The sequence below is a fragment of the Rhizobium sp. BT03 genome (assembly GCF_030053155.1).
Lineage (GTDB): Bacteria > Pseudomonadota > Alphaproteobacteria > Rhizobiales > Rhizobiaceae > Rhizobium.
On sequence record NZ_CP125645.1, the window covers coordinates 99,241 to 116,015 of the forward strand.

12 protein-coding genes and 1 pseudogene are annotated in these 16,775 nt (G+C 63.2%); 7 read left to right on the top strand and 6 right to left on the bottom strand.

What is annotated here, in order from left to right:
* Positions 1–103 precede the first annotated feature (103 nt).
* Positions 104–2,713 (bottom strand): hypothetical protein, encoded by a 2,610-nt coding sequence (locus QMO80_RS31580; RefSeq protein WP_283201741.1) that lies wholly within the window; start codon positions 2,711–2,713, stop codon positions 104–106.
* A 157-nt stretch (positions 2,714–2,870) separates the two neighbouring features.
* Complete coding sequence (locus tag QMO80_RS31585; RefSeq protein WP_283201742.1) at positions 2,871–3,902, bottom strand: hydroxyacid dehydrogenase; 1,032 nt, start codon at positions 3,900–3,902, stop codon at positions 2,871–2,873.
* A 302-nt stretch (positions 3,903–4,204) separates the two neighbouring features.
* Between QMO80_RS31585 and QMO80_RS31590 the strand changes: the two genes are divergently transcribed.
* From QMO80_RS31590 to cydX, 7 genes are all read left to right on the top strand, one after another.
* Complete coding sequence (locus QMO80_RS31590) at positions 4,205–4,804, top strand: HupE/UreJ family protein (protein ID WP_283201743.1); 600 nt, start codon at positions 4,205–4,207, stop codon at positions 4,802–4,804.
* A 291-nt stretch (positions 4,805–5,095) separates the two neighbouring features.
* Positions 5,096–5,674 (top strand): GbsR/MarR family transcriptional regulator, encoded by a 579-nt coding sequence (locus QMO80_RS31595; RefSeq protein ID WP_283201744.1) that lies wholly within the window; start codon positions 5,096–5,098, stop codon positions 5,672–5,674.
* Between the two features lie 4 nt (positions 5,675–5,678).
* Positions 5,679–7,409: a thiol reductant ABC exporter subunit CydD gene (gene cydD, locus QMO80_RS31600; protein WP_283201745.1), complete on the top strand. Its 1,731-nt coding sequence runs from the start codon at positions 5,679–5,681 to the stop codon at positions 7,407–7,409.
* Positions 7,406–9,094 carry an amino acid ABC transporter ATP-binding/permease protein gene (locus QMO80_RS31605; RefSeq protein WP_283201746.1) on the top strand — a complete coding sequence of 563 codons (1,689 nt, stop codon included), beginning with the start codon at positions 7,406–7,408 and terminating at the stop codon, positions 9,092–9,094. Before cydD ends, QMO80_RS31605 begins: the two co-directional genes overlap by 4 nt.
* Before the next feature lie 76 nt (positions 9,095–9,170).
* Positions 9,171–10,751, top strand: coding sequence for a cytochrome ubiquinol oxidase subunit I (locus QMO80_RS31610; protein WP_283201747.1), 1,581 nt, complete (start codon positions 9,171–9,173; stop codon positions 10,749–10,751).
* A gap of 6 nt (positions 10,752–10,757) precedes the next feature.
* Complete coding sequence (cydB, locus tag QMO80_RS31615) at positions 10,758–11,912, top strand: cytochrome d ubiquinol oxidase subunit II (RefSeq protein ID WP_283201748.1); 1,155 nt, start codon at positions 10,758–10,760, stop codon at positions 11,910–11,912.
* 13 nt (positions 11,913–11,925) lie between these two features.
* Positions 11,926–12,039 carry a cytochrome bd-I oxidase subunit CydX gene (cydX, locus tag QMO80_RS31620; RefSeq protein ID WP_283201749.1) on the top strand — a complete coding sequence of 38 codons (114 nt, stop codon included), beginning with the start codon at positions 11,926–11,928 and terminating at the stop codon, positions 12,037–12,039.
* Between the two features lie 46 nt (positions 12,040–12,085).
* Here cydX and QMO80_RS31625 read toward each other — a convergent pair whose 3' ends face one another.
* From QMO80_RS31625 to QMO80_RS31640, 4 genes and pseudogenes are all read right to left on the bottom strand, one after another.
* Positions 12,086–12,787 (bottom strand): uridylate kinase, encoded by a 702-nt coding sequence (locus QMO80_RS31625; RefSeq protein ID WP_283201750.1) that lies wholly within the window; start codon positions 12,785–12,787, stop codon positions 12,086–12,088.
* Positions 12,788–13,463 (bottom strand): annotated as a pseudogene (locus tag QMO80_RS31630) (DJ-1/PfpI family protein).
* A 181-nt stretch (positions 13,464–13,644) separates the two neighbouring features.
* Entirely contained in the window at positions 13,645–15,648 is a 2,004-nt protein-coding gene (locus QMO80_RS31635) for an aldo/keto reductase (RefSeq protein WP_283201751.1), read from the bottom strand.
* Between the two features lie 35 nt (positions 15,649–15,683).
* On the bottom strand, positions 15,684–16,766 hold the full coding sequence (locus tag QMO80_RS31640) for an ABC transporter ATP-binding protein (RefSeq protein ID WP_283201752.1): 1,083 nt from the start codon (positions 16,764–16,766) through the stop codon (positions 15,684–15,686).
* Positions 16,767–16,775: the final 9 nt, after the last annotated feature.

Sequence of the window (16,775 nt, forward strand, 5' to 3'; positions counted from 1 at the left end):
GGCCTCGCGCGGAGAGATCAAAAATCGCATTTTACCGGGGCTCGCACGGCATTTTCCCGGTTTTTGCCGGGGCGGCGGTCATCGTTGCCGCCGACGAATGCCTTTACCAGATGAATGACGGGTCCGGCCGGAACTCGAGATGCACGGACTCGCCGGTGTAGCGCTCCAGCTTCTCGTTCAGCTGCTTTTCCATCTTGTCGAGCTTCTTCACGCCATTGGCCATATCCCATAGGCCAAGCGCCAGCCCGACGCCTGATGCGACGAGGCCGGTGACCAGCCCGGCCGCGGCAAGGCCGGCTTTGGCGGCGTTGCTGAAGATGGTCACCACTTCGGGCGCCACCGTTCCAAGCCCTGAGAAGGCGCGGGACATGGCGTTGGTCAGATAGAGCATCGCTTCGGAGAAGCCGATCAGTGCATTGCCGGTGCCGGCAATGCCGCCGATGATTTCGAGCGCGCCCTTGGCGCGGTCACCGGCCTTCATCGACCGCGACGCCGAATAGAAGCCGAGGCCCGCCATGGCGAGGCCGCCGGCCGCGCCGAGAATCTTGCCGGCCGCTTCCATCGTCTTCGGCGAGAAGCTCATGGAGATCCCCTTGCCCCAGCTGCCCGGCTGATTGCCGAAGGCGCTGAACGGCTTGCCGGCAACGTCGAGATTCTTGCCCAACCCTTCCATCGTCATGCCGACGATCTGCGTCGCCGAGCCGACCGCGGCGGCGATATCGGCCGGCGTCCACTTGCCGCCGACGCCGAGGCCGCGCGCCACCAGCACGCTCGACATGCTGAGCATCTGGACGGCATGGACGAGGCCGGCCTTGTACACCTCGGCATCGATGCCGGCGGGTGTGCGGGTCTGGCGCGGCAGGTCGAGCGAATCCTTGAAGGAGGCGACCGCGTCGTCGAGCTTCATGCCGCCGCGCACCATGCGCAGAACACCGTCGACGTCGCGCGCTATGTCCTGCGCCAGGTTCTGTTTCAGGGTTTCGCCGCTATCCGCCGGGCCGTTTTTGCTGATGAAATCCTCGGCGAACGTGTTTGCCAACTGGCTGATGGCGTCATTCGTCGCGCCGGGCACGAAGGTGTCATCCGGCCCCGACAGCAGCGGCTGGAGATCGACGCCCTGGCCGTCGCCGATATAATGTTCCTTGACGATGTTGGCGAAGGTGACGTTCGCGGCGTCGATATGCGCGTCGATATAATCCTGGGGCAGGAGATCGACGAGCGTGTTGAGCTCGGAATAATAATTCTTCAGGGCGTCGTCGAAGCTCTTGCCGGCGCTGAGCGCCCGGTCGATCGCCTTGCCGCCGCCGATATCGATCAGATAGGCGTCTTCGATGTTGGTGAGCAGATCGGAATTCTCAGGACGCTGCAGATATTCCTTCATGCCGCTCGCGAATATGTCCGAGAGATGCTGCTGCGTCGCAGGATCGGCCGTCAGCTTTTCGATCCGTGCGTCGAGGTCCTTGCCGACGCGCTCGCCATCGGGCACGCTGTCGCCATATTGGCTCATATAGCCATTGAACTGCTGCTTGATCTCGATGAGGTCGTAGAGCAGCGTCGCCTTCTGCTCCGGCGTCAGCTGGTCGAGGTGGTCCATGTTGTCGGGCGCGACGAAATCGCGGTTCACGTCCTTCACGGCGTCGCCGAGAATGCCGTATTTGAGTTCGTCGAGCTTCTTCAGCGTCGGTTCATAGGCCGTCGACGGCGCATAACCGCGCAGCACCTTGCTTTCGAGGATGTCGTTCTCGTCGATCGGGCGCTCCACGACGGGCTCGGTGACCTCCACGCCCATGGCGCGCGCCATCTTCTTCAGGCTCGATGTTAGATATTCGCTGTCGATATAGGGCAGGTCGAGAGCCTGGATGGTCTTGCTCCAGCCGTTGTCCTTGGTGCCGAACATGCGCTCGGCGATCCAAGCGTCGCCGCCGCTGCCTGCGAAGAAGCGCCCGTCACCTGAGCCGTTGGCGGCGATCCCCTTGCCGGCCAGTCCGGTGCCGACCATGATCATCGCCATGACGTCGTTGAACGAATAGCTGGCGAGATTGCTGGAGGGTAGCGGCGAGATGCTCTTGTCCCAGTCGGTATTGGTCGGCAGCTTCGAGACCAGGCTGGTGCCCATGACGAGCCCTTCCAGTGCCGTCTGCACCGCATGGCGGTAGCCCCAGACCTCCTTGCCGCCGGGGGCGTTCAGCCGCGACGTCAGGCGCTCCAGTAGGCCGCCGAGGTCAGCTTGACTGACCTCTCCGGCGCCGACCTTGTCGAGCAGCGGACCGAGAAGCGCCTTGACGTCGGCCTTGAACTGATCGCGAACCTCGGCGCTGTCTCCCCCGTAAAACTGGTTGGCCATCGCCTGGATGGTCGGGTTGAACAGGTGGGTGATATTGTTGGGCACGGTGCTGTCGAATTCGGAAGCCGCAACCTTCTTCAAACCGTCGAGGTCGATCTTGAGGTCGGTGCCCGGATCGGTTTCGGTCGTGCTCGCCTTTGCATCGACCAGTATCGCGGAGCCGCCGCTTTTGGCCGGCGTAGGCCCGACGAAGCCCAGCCGCGCGGCGGAGATGTCGAGCGCCTGGCCGTCGCCACTCGGCGCGATCTTGCGTATTTCGCTGGCGTCGATGGTTTTTGCCGATGCATAACGGCCGGTCACGTCTTTCTGCCCGAGGTCCACGACCAGGGTTTCAACCTCTTTCGATCCGCTGCCAACACGTTCCAACATGATTTCGTCACTCCTGATCGACGGCCGCACCAGCGGAGACCCGGACGTCTCGTTAGGTCAGAAGTTTTTCAGTTATGTGACAAAGTGGAGCGTTGGAACATCGGTAACGGATCGTACCGGACGTCGTCGCGGTGGCTCTTTCCGTCGACGGTCGAAGCTAATTGACCGCGACCGGTTTGGAACGCATGCGCGAAACCGTTTCGCGTTCCGCCCGCTTGCAGCGCATCGGCGGCAGGCCGCGATCCATCAGGTCCATATCCTCGAGCACCATGTCGCCCATCTTCTTGAAGGCGCTGTCGAGGGCGCCGGCCCGATGCGCCGAGCGGATGAAGCCTTTCAGGCTCCGCACCGGGTGGTCGGCCGGCAGCGGCTCCTCCGGGTAGACGTCGCTTGCCGCGACGATATGACCAGACGAGACGGCCGCCATCAGCGCTTCGAAATCGACGACGTCGGCGCGGCTGAGCAGGATGAAGGCCGCCCCGCGGCGCATGCCGGCGAAGGCGTCGGCACCGAGAAATCCCTTGTTTTCACTGGTGACGGCGGCGACGACGAAGACGAAATCGCTCTTTGTCAGCACATCCTCCAGGCTTGCCGGCTCGACGCCGTTTTCCTCGAGGATCGAGCGGGGCAGCCAGGGATCGAACACCCTGATGCGCGCCCTGAAGCCGGACAGCAGCCGGCGCAGGGCCTTGCCGAGATCGCCGAAGCCGACGATGCCGATCTCGGAACCGGCGATCAGCCGGGCACTCGCATTGCCCTCCCCGCCCCAGAGTTCGGCGCCCTGGCGGAAGGCGACATCCGCATCGACGATGCCGCGCGCCAGGGCCAGCGCGAAGCCGAGACCGATTTCGGCGACCGGCTCGGCGAAGACCTGGCCCGTCGTCACGACATGGATGCCGCGCTCGAAAAGCACCTCATAGGGCATGTTGTTCAACAGATTGCTTTCGACGTTGAGGATCGAGCGCAGGGCCGGCATTCCAGCCAGCGTTTCCACTGAGAGCGGCGGCTGGCCGATGATGTAACGGGTCCTGCCGAGGATCTCGTCGCCGAGCCCGGCGATATTTTCGGGATCGGCCTCGACGATTTCATATTTCGCCTGCAGTTCGGCGCGCGCCTTGTCGGTGAAGATCAGATCGAGCGTGCGCGGCTCGGGCGCGCTGATTACCAGCGGCCGTTCGGTCTTCGTCATGGGGATCTCCTCCATCGCGGCGATCTGCCGCCTCGGCTGGATTGATAGCCGCTGTGCCTGGCTCTTTCCAGCATGCGGAAGAAACTGTTTAAAACGCGAAGGGGCTCGGCACGCCGGCCGAGTGATGGGCGGCGCTATCGAAAGCGGCATCTGCCTATCAGATAAGCAATTGAATCGGCTTGGTATTTCACGGCATTTTCGTTGACGGCGCGAATTCTTTGAACTAGCGTGATGCGCGCGACCTGGAACCGGGCCTGTATTCGGCCGCCGCCGGATTTCGAAACCTCACGAGGAAATGAACCATGAAATCAGCACTCAAGAGCGGCCTGCTGGCCTTGGCTGCCGCCGCGCTTCCAGCCGTCGCCTATGCGCATACCGGTGTTGGTCAAACCTCCGGTTTTGTCCACGGCTTCAGTCATCCCGTTTCCGGTCTCGATCATGTCCTCGCCATGGTGATGGTCGGCGTTTTCGCATTTCAGCTCGGTGGCCGCGCCACCTGGCTGGTGCCGGCGACCTTCGTTCTGGTGATGGCGCTTGGCGGTGCTCTCGGCGTTTCCGGCGTCAATCTTCCCTTCGTTGAAACCGGCATTGCGCTTTCCGTGGTCGTCCTCGGCGCGATCGTTGCGCTCAATGTCAAGGCGCCGACCGCCCTTGCGATGGGTGTCGTCGGCCTCTTCGCGATCTTTCACGGGCATGCCCACGGGGTGGAGATGCCGGAGGATGCCGGCGGTGCCGCTTATGCTGCCGGTTTCATGATTGCGACCGCGCTTCTCCATGCCGCCGGCCTCGGTCTTGGCTATGTCATCGGCCGTGCCGGTGAACGGCAGGGCGCCTTCGTAACGCGCGCGGCTGGCAGTGTTGCCGCCATAGCAGGCGTCGGCATCCTTGCCGGCATGATTTAAGCCAACGGCATTCCGTCTGCCTCCATCAGTGGCGGCAGTCGCGTCTATCATCGCAGTTCAATCAGAACGCCCGGTAACGCATTGCCGGGCGTTTTTGCGTTACCGCGGTAAAGTGTGGCGGAATTGACCCAAATCAAATCCAGCCATGTTGCGTCAGGCTATAGCTGACGCAGGATCGAAGAACGGGCATCCAAATTGACGCAGGACCGCCTTGCCGATTGTCGGCGAGCTGTAACAGTGAGTATAGTGATTTCAGAAATTTCTGAAATCACAGACGTAACGGAAACAACGATGAACCTGCCGCCTCTTGTCCAGTCCTTCGTTCTCCACTTCGGCGAAATGGGCTCCCGCTGGGGAATAAACCGCACGGTCGGCCAGATCTATGCCCTGCTATTCGTCTCGCCGTCGCCGCTTTGCGCCGAGGAGATCGCCGACTCGCTCGGCATCTCGCGCTCCAATGTCTCGATGAGCCTGCGCGAATTGCAGGCCTGGAACCTCGTCCTTCTCAGACACAGGCCGGACGACCGCCGCGATTTCTTCACGACGCCGGATGATGTCTGGCTCATCTTGCGAACGCTTGCCGAGGAACGAAAGAAGCGTGAGGTCGATCCGACGCTGTCGGTTCTGCGCGAAATCCTGATGCAGCGCCCCGCCAGCGAGGCCGAACGTCATGCGCAGCAGCGTATGAGCGAAATGCACACGCTGATCGAGCAGCTGACCCATTGGTATGAAGACGTAAAACAACTTGAAACCGAAAGGCTCGCAACGCTACTCTCGCTGGGCGCGAAAGTGACAAAGCTTCTGGAGGCCAAGGACCGGGTGGTTTCGCTCGGCCGCAGCCGCCGGCCGAATCCTGCGAACAAGAGTTAGCGCCATGGGCACTGCTTTCTTCGACGCGACAAACGGATCAGAGACGCCACCGCCGGACGGCGATGCCGTTTCGGCCCGCGGTGAGGCGGCGAAAGCCGGGCTGCGCGGGGCGGCTATGCTGCAGGCGCTGGCCGCCGTCATCTGGATCCCGCAGGCCGGCTTGCTCGCCGTCTCGGTCGGCCGCATTGCCGATGGCGGCGGCTTGCACGACGTCCTCTGGCCGGCTCTCGGCATCCTCACCCTCGGATTGGCAAGAAGCTGTCTCGACGCAGCCGGCGGCCGTCTTGCCTTTCAGGCTGCGCGCGCCGAGCTCAGCCGCAGGCGGCAGGTCGCGGCGGCGGCCCTTTGCCTGTCGTCGCCGATCGATCGTGGCCGGCCGGCCTCCGGCGAAGCCGCGAGCGTCATCGGCGAGCAGGCCGAACTCATCGTGCCCTATCTCGCCCGCTTCCAGCCGGCGCGGGTGAAGGCGAGCCTCGTGCCGCTGGTCATCCTTGCCGCGATCCTTCCCGTCTCCTGGATCGCCGCGCTGGTTTTGCTGTTCGCCGCGCCGCTCATCCCCATCTTCATGGCGCTGATCGGCTGGCGTGCGCAGGCGGCCAGCGAAAAACAACTCGTTGCAACAGGTGGCCTCAACGGTTTCCTGCTCGACCGACTGCGTGGACTGGCGACGATCCGGGCGCTCGATGCGGTGGAGGCCACCGCGCTCAGGCTGCGCCGCGAGGCGGAATCGTTGCGTATGCGCACCATGGCGGTGCTGAAGATTGCTTTTCTCTCCTCGGCCGTGCTCGAGCTTTTTGCCGCACTCGGCGTGGCGATGATTGCCGTCTATGTCGGCTTCAGTCTGCTCGGTGAGATCCGCTTCGGCACGTGGGCAGGCCGGCTCGACCTGGCCGAGGGATTGTTCATTCTGCTGCTGGCGCCGGCCTTCTTCGAACCGCTGCGCGAGCTTTCGGCCGTCTGGCACGATCGGGCGGCCGGCGAAGCGGCGCTGAAAGCGCTGGATACTCTGGCTGCTGGTGGTTTGCCGATCCGGGGATCGGCCGAGGCCGCGGCGCTTACCCGCACCGAGGCGCCGGCCATCCGCTTCGATAGTCTCGCTTTTCGCTATGGCGCAGACGAACCGCTGATCCTCGACGGTTTCAACCTCGATATCGCTGCCGGCGAACATCTGGCGCTTCTCGGCGCCAGCGGATCCGGCAAATCGACGCTCCTGTCGCTGATGGCGGGACTGGCCCCCTGCACCGGCGGCCGCATCGTCATCGGCGATGTCGAGCTCGCGGATGAGACTGCTGCGGCATTGCGCAGCGGCATGGCCTCGATCGGCCAGAAGCCGCATATCTTTGCCGGCACCGTTGCGGGGAATATCGCACTCGGCAGAGCCGGCGTGCTGCGCGGCGATGTGGCCGACGCACTGGATGCCGCCAGACTCGGAAAGGTGGCGGAGGCCTATGGCGGCCGGCCGCTCGGCGAGGGCGGCATCGGACTGTCCGGCGGCGAGGTGCTCAGGCTTGCGATCGCGCGGGCGGCCTGTAATCCGCATCTGAGGATCATCCTCGCCGACGAGCCGACCGCGCATCTCGATGCCGCCACCGCAGCCGACGTGACCGAGAGCCTGCTTTCGCTCGCGAGGGGCCGCACGTTGATCGTTGCCACTCACGATCCGCGGCTGGCCGCGCGCATGCATCGCAGCATCCGCATCGACGCCGATATCATGATGAGGGAGGCCGCCGAATGAGCAGATTTGCTGCAGACCTCAAGCCGATCCTGCGTCTGTTTCTTGCCGAGCGCCGGCCCGCTCTGCTGCTCGGCGCCGCCCTTTCGGCGGCGACGGTCACGGCGGGCATCGCCCTGCTCGGCCTGTCCGGCTGGTTCATCACCGCCACCTCGCTTGCCGGCCTTTCCGCCGCCGCCATCACCTTCGATGTTTTTGCGCCCTCGGCCGGTATCCGCCTGCTCGCCATTGTCAGGACGGCGGCGCGCTACGGGGAAAGGCTTGCGACCCATGACGCGACGCTCGGTGTGCTCGCAGCCTTGCGCGAAAGACTGTTTCGCGGCTTTGCCGAACCGGGCGCGGCGCGCGCGCTCCTGCATCGTCCGGCACGGCTGCTCTTCCGTCTGACGGCCGATATCGATGCGCTCGACTCCCTTTATCTCAGGATCCTCGTGCCGGCCGCGGTGGCGATCGGCGCCACCTTTGCGGCAAGCCTGGTGCTGGGACTCATGCATCCCTTGCTCGGTCTGTTCTCCGGCCTTTTTCTCGCCGGTGCCGGCCTCGGCCTGCCCTTGATCGCCGCCCGGGCGGCTCGCAAACATGCCCGCCGGCGCGCCCACGGCATCGAGGCGCTGCGGTCGCGGACGATCGATCTCGTCGCCGGCCAGACCGACCTCCTGATGGCCGGCCGGCTTGCGGCGCAAAGGCAGGCAATCGCTGCGGCAGACCATTACACCGCCGGCGCCGACGACCGATTGAACCGCGTCGAGACCGGCCTGACCTTCGGCTTCGGCTTGGTCTCCACCCTGCTGTTGACGGCATCGCTGCTTGCCGTCGCCGCTCTTGCGGAGACCAAGGCGATCACCGCTCCCGTCGCAGCTCTCGGCCTGCTGGTCGCCTTCGCGGCGACCGAACCCTTCGCGGCACTGCGCCGCGGCGCGCTGGAACTTGGGCGGACGCTGCTTGCGGCAAGGCGCGTGGCGCCGCGGCTTGCCGGCGCGCGGGCATCCGATCCATTGGCGGCGGCGCTGCCGGGATATGCTTTTTCGCTGACGGATGTCTCCGCCTTCCACGAAAATTCCGCCGTGCCCGCACTCCAGGGCATCGAGCTGACGCTTCGGCAAGGCGAACGCTTGGCCGTGATCGGCAGCAGCGGCGCCGGCAAGTCGAGCCTGCTCGCCCTGCTTTCCGGCGAGCTGCCGGCGAGCGCGGGGGATGCTGCGGCGACAAGGGCGACCTTGCTGACGCAGCGGACGGAACTCTTCGAGGATAATTTGCGCGGCAATCTCGCTCTTGCCAACCCAGGCGCCAGCGAAGCGCGTCTGCGGGAAGCGCTCGCTGCCGCCGGTCTGCTTGCGGATGTCGAGGCCATGGCGCGGGGGATCGATACGCCGCTCGGCGAAGGCGGGCTCGGCCTTTCCGGCGGTCAGTCGCGCCGGCTGGCGCTGGCCCGGCTCTTCCTGCGCGACACGCCGCTCTGGCTGCTCGATGAACCCACAGAGGGCCTCGACGGCGCCACGGCCCGCGACGTGCTCGGTCGCCTGTCGGCGATGGCGGCCGGCCGCTCGCTGGTGATCGCCACCCATATCCGCCGCGAGGCTGTTATCGCAGACCGCATCGCCGTCATCGAAGGCGGCCGCATCACAGAAGTTTCGCGCCGCGGAGAGGCGGCGTTCGAAAAGGCGCTCGACCGGCTTCGGCCGGACTGAGCGAATTCGCATGCCCTCAGGCGCCACCCGGCGCTGAGGAACGCTCCGTACCCCGTGGGACCGTGGGAGAAAGACAATGGAACTAGATATCGTTGCGCTATCGCGCTTTCAATTCGCGCTGACGGCGCTTTACCACTTCCTGTTCGTACCGCTGACGCTCGGTCTGTCCGTGCTGCTCGCGATCATGGAAACCGTCTATGTGATGACCGGCCGCCAGATCTGGCGGCAGATGACGAAATTCTGGGGGACGCTGTTCGGCATCAATTTCGTGATCGGCGTCGCCACCGGCATCGTCATGGAATTCCAGTTCGGCATGAACTGGAGCTATTATAGCTATTATGTCGGCGACATCTTCGGCGCGCCGCTGGCGATCGAAGGCCTGATGGCCTTCTTCCTCGAGGCGACCTTCGTCGGCCTGTTCTTTTTCGGCTGGGACAAGCTGTCGAAGGTCGGCCATCTCGTCGCCACCTGGGCGGTGGCGCTCGGCTCGAATTTTTCAGCGCTCTGGATCCTCATTGCCAATGGCTGGATGCAGAATCCGGTGGGATCGGCGCTCAATCCGCAGACGATGCGCATGGAGATCACAAGCTTCTTCGACGTGGTCTTCAATCCGGTCGCCCAGGCGAAATTCGTCCATACGGTATCGGCGGGTTATGTCTGCGCCTCGATCTTCGTGCTCGGCGTCTCGGCCTGGTATGTGCTGAAGGGCCGGCATGTCGAGCTTGCCAAGCGCTCGATGACGGTCGCCGCTTCCTTCGGTCTCGCTTCGGCGCTCTCGGTGGTCGTGCTCGGCGACGAGAGCGGTTATCTCGCCACCGAAAACCAGAAGATGAAGCTCGCGGCGATCGAGGGCATGTGGAAGACCGAGCCGGCGCCGGCCGCCTTCACCGCCTTCGGCTTCCCGGATCAGGAAGCGCGCGAAACGCATTTCGCCGTCCACATTCCCTGGGTCATGGGCCTGATCGGCACACGGTCGCTGACGACAGAGATCCCCGGCATCGACAAGCTCGAACAGCAGGCCGAAACCCGCATCCGCGACGGCATCAAGGCTTACGACGCGCTGATGCAGATCCGCTCAGCCCCGGCGCAGGATCAGGTGGCGCAGGAGGTGCGCAGCTCCTTCGAGGATCTCGGCCATGATCTCGGTTATGCCCTTCTGCTGAAGCGCTATGTCGACGATCCCCGGCAGGCCACCGACGCGCAGATCGTCCAGGCGGCGCGCGATACGATCCCGCATGTGCCGACGCTCTTCTGGTCCTTCCGCATCATGGTCGGCCTTGGCATCTTCTTCATCCTCTTGACATCAACCTTCTTCTGGCTTTCGGCGCGCCGCCATCTCGACAAATATCCGCTGCTTCTCAGGATTGCCGTGCTGGCGATCCCCCTGCCCTGGGTCGCGATCGAGCTTGGCTGGGTCGTCGCCGAGTTCGGCCGCCAGCCCTGGGTGATCGAAGGCGTCCTGCCGACGGCGGCGGCCGTCTCCAGCCTCGGCGCCGGCACCGTGTTGCTGACGATCATCGGTTTTGCAGCACTTTACACGGTGCTGATCGTCATCGAGATGAGCCTGATGATCAAGACGATCCGCCAAGGGCCGGAGCCGGACGACGAGCCGGAAGCCGTGCTGATTTCCGAAACCCTCGTCCCGGCCGCGGAGTGAGCCGCCATGATCCTTCACGAACTCCTCGATTATGAAACCCTGCGTCTCATCTGGTGGCTGCTGCTCGGCGTTCTGCTGATCGCCTTTGCGGCGACAGGCGGCTTCGACCTCGGCGTCGGCACGCTTCTGCCCTTCGTCGCCAGGACCGATACGGAACGGCGCGTGGTCATCAACACCATCGGCGCCACCTGGGAAGGCAACCAGGTCTGGCTGATCCTCGGCGGCGGCGCCATCTTCGCCGCCTGGCCGCCGCTTTATGCAGTCTCGTTTTCGGGCTTCTACCTGGCGATGTTTGCGATCCTTTTCGCGCTCATCCTGCGCCCGGTCGGCTTCAAATATCGCTCGAAGCGGGACAGCGCCCGCTGGCGCAACGGCTGGGACTGGGCGCTCTTTATCGGCGGCTTTGTGCCGTCGCTGATCTTCGGCGTCGCCGTCGGCAATGTGCTGCAGGGCGTGCCCTTCCGCTTTGCCGACGACATGCGGATCTTTTACGAAGGCTCGTTCTTCGCTCTGCTCAACCCCTTTGCCCTGCTTTGCGGCCTGCTCTCCCTCGCCATGCTGACGATGCATGGTGCGGCCTGGCTGGTGCTGAAGGCGAGCGGCTTGGTTGCGGAACGGGCCAGAAGTTATGGCAGCATCGCCGCCCTTGTTACCATCGTGCTGTTTGCGCTGGGCGGCCTCTTTCTGTGGGTCGGCGTCGGCGGCTACCGTATCACCAGCGATATCAGCCCGATCGGACCTTCCAATCCGCTGCTGAAAACGGTGGTGATCGAAAAGAGCGCCTGGCTTGTCAATTACGCCGACCATTCCTGGATGATCGCCGCACCCGTTCTCGGCTTTGCCGGCGCGGCCCTGGCCTTTATCGCCATGCGGGCAAGGCGCGAGGTGATGACACTGCTCTTCAGCACCGTCGCGATAACAGGTATCATCTCGACGGTCGGTCTCTCGATGTTCCCGTTCATCCTGCCCTCCTCGCTCGATCCGCGCTCGAGCCTGACGGTCTGGGACGCATCCTCCAGCCATATGACGCTGTTCATCATGCTGGTGGTGTCGGCGATTTTCCTGCCGATCATCTTTGCCTACACGGCCTGGGTCTACAAGGTTCTGTGGGGCAAGGTCGACGAGAAGTCCGTGACCGACAAGAACAGCCACGCCTACTGAGGGAGACGAAACGATGTGGTATTTTGCATGGATCCTCGGCCTGCCGCTGGCAGCCGCCTTCGCCGTCCTCAACGCCATGTGGTATGAGCTGACGGACGACGCAGCCCGGAAGAAGGGGTCTGAGTAGTAACGAAGCAGAAAGGGCGATTCTGGCTCGACCCGAGGTTCGCTGCTCAGCGATTTGTGAGAGAAGCGGCCCTCAATCTGCCATTTTGCCGGCACTCAATTCGAGGATGTTCAAAGTCGTCATTGTTGAAAATCACGTATGCAGTTGAAGCCGGTAAGCTGAAGCGTTGGTAGATATCAAAGGCTGGTCGATACCGTTCTGCATAGAGGAGGCGAGCGGTCTCTACGCCTCCGAGACGGCTTGCATCCCTGTTGATACCTCTCTCCTCCGAAACAAGTTCCGAAGTTTCGACGAAGATCGTCAGATCCCATCCGTTGCAGAGTTCGGGCCGCTGGAGAAATGTGCCGTCGACGATGAGAATGGCATTCGCCGATGCCAATTGTGCCTCCTGTTCAATAGGCTGGTCAGTGTCGAGATCGAACGAGGCTGTGCGATATCGGCGATCGCCAAGTGGGCCCAAAGGAGCGAGGAGAAGTGTATTGATAGCCTGAAGGTCACGAGCGTCATGGTAATAGCCTTCAGCGGAATACCGTCCGCGTGCATAACGTTCCGACTGCGGTCTATGGAAGCCGTCGACAGAAGTACGAATAACCTCCCTACCTTGAATTAACGCGGCCAGTTCGTTCGCCAGCGTTGTCTTCCCCGATGCCGTTCGCCCATCAATTGCGATCCGGACGGGGGATGCTGAACGCATGTCTGCGATGTCCGACGCCAGCATTTTCAGCGCAGCAAGTCGATAATTTCGCATTCAAATATCTCCCGACAATCGAGACAATATCCTCTCGCGCGCGACGCGCGATGCAACAAGACGGTGCTTGGTATCCTCCAACACTTTCGGTGATGCTTCCTTTGGCGTGCCGGAAGAAAATGGCGGTGCAGGAGTTTATTCCAGTGCGAGCTGGATTATTTCTGCTTCTGTTCGTCCGAAAAGCGCAGCAATCACGGACAATCCGAAATCGATGCCCGAGGTTACACCGCCTGCGGTGATCAGATTGCCATCCTGAACGACACGCTCCTCGACAGGCGTGGCGCCAAAGCGAGGCAGGAAATCGAGCGCATTCCAGTGGGGTCGTCGCGCGTTTGCCCTTGAGCAACCCCGCTCCCAGCACCAGCGCGCCAGTGCAGACGGATGTGATGTAGCGCGCCTTCGCCGCCCGCTGCCGAACAAAAGCGAGCACCATTTCGTCGAGCAACAGCGCGTTGATACCGCTTCCGCCCGGAATACAGAGAACGTCGAGTGGCGGGCATTCCGCAAAGGTCGTGGTCGGCGTCAAAGACAGTCGGGTAGAGGCCAGAACGGGCTGCAAATCCTTCCAGATCAGATGAACCTCTGTTCCTTCAGCCGAGGCGAAGACCTCGTAAGGGCCGGTGAGATCGAGTTGTTGAACATCGGGGAAGACGAGGATTCCGCAAGAATGCGGCATGGGGAAACTCCTGATTGACTTTCCCAATCCTAGTGGAACTATGATTGGCGAATCACCCCTCGGTTTATGCCAAATAACCCTCGCCGTATCGAAATCCTGACCTTCCCCGACAGCCAGCTTCTTGATGTGGCCGGCCCCTCGGAAAGGGCGCGGCTTCGAGCCGCGCCCTTTCTTCTATTTATCAGCCTTCCAGCCATTTCACCTGATCGGGCGTCAGCTTGATATCGAGCGCCGAGAGGCTGTCTTCCAGCTCGGCAACGGTGCGCGGCCCGATCAGCGGGATGACCGGGAAGGGCTGGGCGATCACATAGGCGAGCGCGATGTGGATCGGATTGCGGCCGAGCTTGTTGGCAAGCTCGATGGCACGGTCGCGGCGTCCGAAATTGCGCTCGGAATACCAGACCCGAACGATCTCCTCGTCATCCTTCTTGTCGCGGCCGGCGCGGTCGGTGAAGAAGCCGCGGCCCTGGCTCGACCAGGCGAAGTTCGGGATCTGCCTCTCGTTCAGCCACGTCTTCCAACCGTCATCGGAGGCGGCGACGCAGCCGGCCCAGATCGGATCGAGCATCTCGGCAAGCGAGAAGTTGTTGGAGAGCGCGGCCGGCGCTGCCTTGCCTGATTTTTCGGCATAGGCGATCGCCTCGTCGAAACGCGCCCGCGTCCAGTTCGAGCCGCCGAAGATGCCGCGGATGCGGCCGCGCTTGACCTCGGCATCCATGGCATCGACAAACTCGCCGACGGGCACGTCGGTATTGTCGCGATGCATGAAATAGATGTCGACATAATCGGTCTTCAGCCGGGCGAGCGATTGATCGAGCTGCTTGGCAATCATGTCGGGATAGCAGAGGGGCGAATGCGCGCCCTTGCCGATCAGCACGATCTCCTCGCGCGGCACCTTGCGGCTCGTGTGCCAGTCGCCGAAGATCGCCTCCGTCTTGCCGGCGCCATAGACAAAGGCCGTATCGAAGGCATTGCCGCCGGCCTCGTAGAAGGCGTCGAGCGTCAGCGAGGCGGCGGCGAAGTTCGGGAAGAATTCGAAGCCGAGTGTGACGACCGAGGCCGGCTTGGAAATGCCGGGAATCTGCCGCTGCGGAATGCTGTTGCCGCGCGTGACCGCACCGCCGGCAATGTTGGCCGTGCGCTTTGCCGCCTTCTCGACGCCGTATTCGAGGCCGACCGAGGCGCGCCACTGGTCGAGCACGCGCAGGTTTCCGATCGAATCCACCCAGCTCATGCCCGGAGCGCTGAACTCGGTTCTGCCGGCGCGAATGGCATCGCCCGCCGCATCGGCCTCGAAGGAATAGAGCCAGCGATCTTCCTTGATCTCGACGGTTTCCTGCTTGCCGCCCTTGAAGATCTCGATCTTGCCGACGCCGCCCTTATGGCCGGAGGCGAACCAGAAGTCGGCGACTTCGATCCGGCCTTCGGAGCCGATGATGCGCAGCACATTGTCCTGCTGCGCCATGATCGAGCAGGAGACTTCGGCGATGATCTCGTTCGGAAATTTGAGCACGGCCGACGCCCATTCATCGACGCCGCTCTCGCCGAGATGGGCGACACCAGACACCTTCTCCGGTTCGAGGAAGGCCTTGCCTTCCGCAGCGCCCGCGATCAGCCGCGCCATCGAGACCGGGTAGCCGCCGACATCGAGAATGCCGCCGCCGGCGGTATCGTTGGCGAACAGCCGGTGTTCCGGCCTGTAGCTGCCCATGTTGAAGCCGAAGCTGGAGCGAATGATGCGCGGTGTGCCGATGACGCCGCTCTTGATGAGCTCGACCAGCTTTTCCGTCTGCGGATGCACGCGGTACATGAAGGCCTCGCCGGCAAAGACGCCGGCCTTCTTGGCCTCGTAATAAACGGCTTCGGCATCATAGGCCGAAAGCGCGATCGGCTTTTCCACCAGGATATGCTTGCCGGCGCGCGCGGCCTTGATCGCCCATTCGGCATGGCCGGTATGGGGCACGGAAATATAGACCGCATCGACCTCGGGATCGGAAAGCAGCGCTTCATAGCCATTGACGATGCGGGCGCCGGGGAAGTTTTCGGCAAGTCCCGGCTTGGAGGGATTGCGGGTGGCGATCGCCACCAATTTGCCGGTGCGTGAATGGGCGACGCCGTCTGCAAAGGTGCGGGCGATGGTGCCGGGGCCGATGATGCCCCAGCGGATCGGTTGATCGGAAGTCATGGAAACCTCTTTCGTCTTTCTGCCTTGGGAGGGGTTTAGCGAAGCCGTTTGCCGGCGCCGTCGAAAAGGAATGTGTGGCGTGCGGGAAGGCCGACGGTCAGTGTCTCGCGATTGCCTGTTGTGCGCGATTCCGGCCGTTCGATGATCAACTGCTCGCCGCCGAGGGCGGCATAGATGTAGCTGGTGTTGCCGAGATGCTCGGCGACGTCGATGGCGACGGTGAGATCGGCATCGCCCATGCCGGCATCGACGAAATGTTCGGGACGGATGCCGAGCGTCACCTTCGTGCCGGATTCGATGGGTTCGGTGACGGGCAGCGGCAGGCGCATATTGGCGTCGCTTTCCAGCGCGATCACCGCCCTGCCCGGCTGCGTCTCGACTACGACGGCTTTCAGGAAATTCATCTTCGGCGAGCCGACGAAGCCGGCGACGAACTGGTTGGCGGGGTCGTCGTAAAGGTCGAGCGGGGCGCCGATCTGTTCGATATTGCCGGCGCGCAGCACGACGATCCGGTCGGCGAGCGTCATCGCTTCCGTCTGGTCGTGGGTGACGTAGATCATCGTCGTGCCGAGCTGCTTGTGCAGCCTGGAGATTTCGACGCGCATCTGCACGCGCAGTTCGGCGTCGAGGTTCGACAGAGGCTCGTCGAACAGGAAGACCTCCGGTTCGCGGACGATGGCGCGGCCGATTGCGACGCGTTGGCGCTGGCCGCCGGAAAGCTGCTTCGGCCGCCGCTTCATCAGCTCGGTGATCTGCAGGATCTCGGCGACGTGGCGCACACGCCGTTCGGTATCGGCCTTCGGGTTGCCGTTCATCCGCAGACCGAAGCTCAGATTTTCCTCGACGGTGAGGTGCGGATAGAGCGCATAGGACTGGAAGACCATGGCGATGCCGCGATCGGCCGGTTCGACGTCGTTGACGACCCTGCCGCCGATCCGCAGCTCGCCTGAGGTGATGTCCTCGAGACCGGCGATCATGCGCAGCAGCGTGGACTTGCCGCAGCCGGAGGGACCGACGAAGACGACGAATTCGCCATCCTTCACCTCCAGATCGGCGCCATGGATGATCTCAAAGCCGCCGAAGCGCTTGACGATATTGCTGAGTGAAAGCTCTGCCATGCGGCCTCC

Coding starts and splice junctions, on each gene's coding strand:
- QMO80_RS31640 (WP_283201752.1), bottom strand. CDS start 16,766: ATGGCAGAGCTTTCACTCAGCAATATCGTCAAGCGCTTCGGCGGCTTT.
- QMO80_RS31605 (WP_283201746.1), top strand. CDS start 7,406: ATGAGCAGATTTGCTGCAGACCTCAAGCCGATCCTGCGTCTGTTTCTT.
- QMO80_RS31590 (WP_283201743.1), top strand. CDS start 4,205: ATGAAATCAGCACTCAAGAGCGGCCTGCTGGCCTTGGCTGCCGCCGCG.
- QMO80_RS31595 (WP_283201744.1), top strand. CDS start 5,096: ATGAACCTGCCGCCTCTTGTCCAGTCCTTCGTTCTCCACTTCGGCGAA.
- QMO80_RS31580 (WP_283201741.1), bottom strand. CDS start 2,713: ATGTTGGAACGTGTTGGCAGCGGATCGAAAGAGGTTGAAACCCTGGTC.
- cydD (WP_283201745.1), top strand. CDS start 5,679: ATGGGCACTGCTTTCTTCGACGCGACAAACGGATCAGAGACGCCACCG.
- QMO80_RS31610 (WP_283201747.1), top strand. CDS start 9,171: ATGGAACTAGATATCGTTGCGCTATCGCGCTTTCAATTCGCGCTGACG.
- QMO80_RS31625 (WP_283201750.1), bottom strand. CDS start 12,787: ATGCGAAATTATCGACTTGCTGCGCTGAAAATGCTGGCGTCGGACATC.
- cydX (WP_283201749.1), top strand. CDS start 11,926: ATGTGGTATTTTGCATGGATCCTCGGCCTGCCGCTGGCAGCCGCCTTC.
- QMO80_RS31635 (WP_283201751.1), bottom strand. CDS start 15,648: ATGACTTCCGATCAACCGATCCGCTGGGGCATCATCGGCCCCGGCACC.
- QMO80_RS31585 (WP_283201742.1), bottom strand. CDS start 3,902: ATGACGAAGACCGAACGGCCGCTGGTAATCAGCGCGCCCGAGCCGCGC.
- cydB (WP_283201748.1), top strand. CDS start 10,758: ATGATCCTTCACGAACTCCTCGATTATGAAACCCTGCGTCTCATCTGG.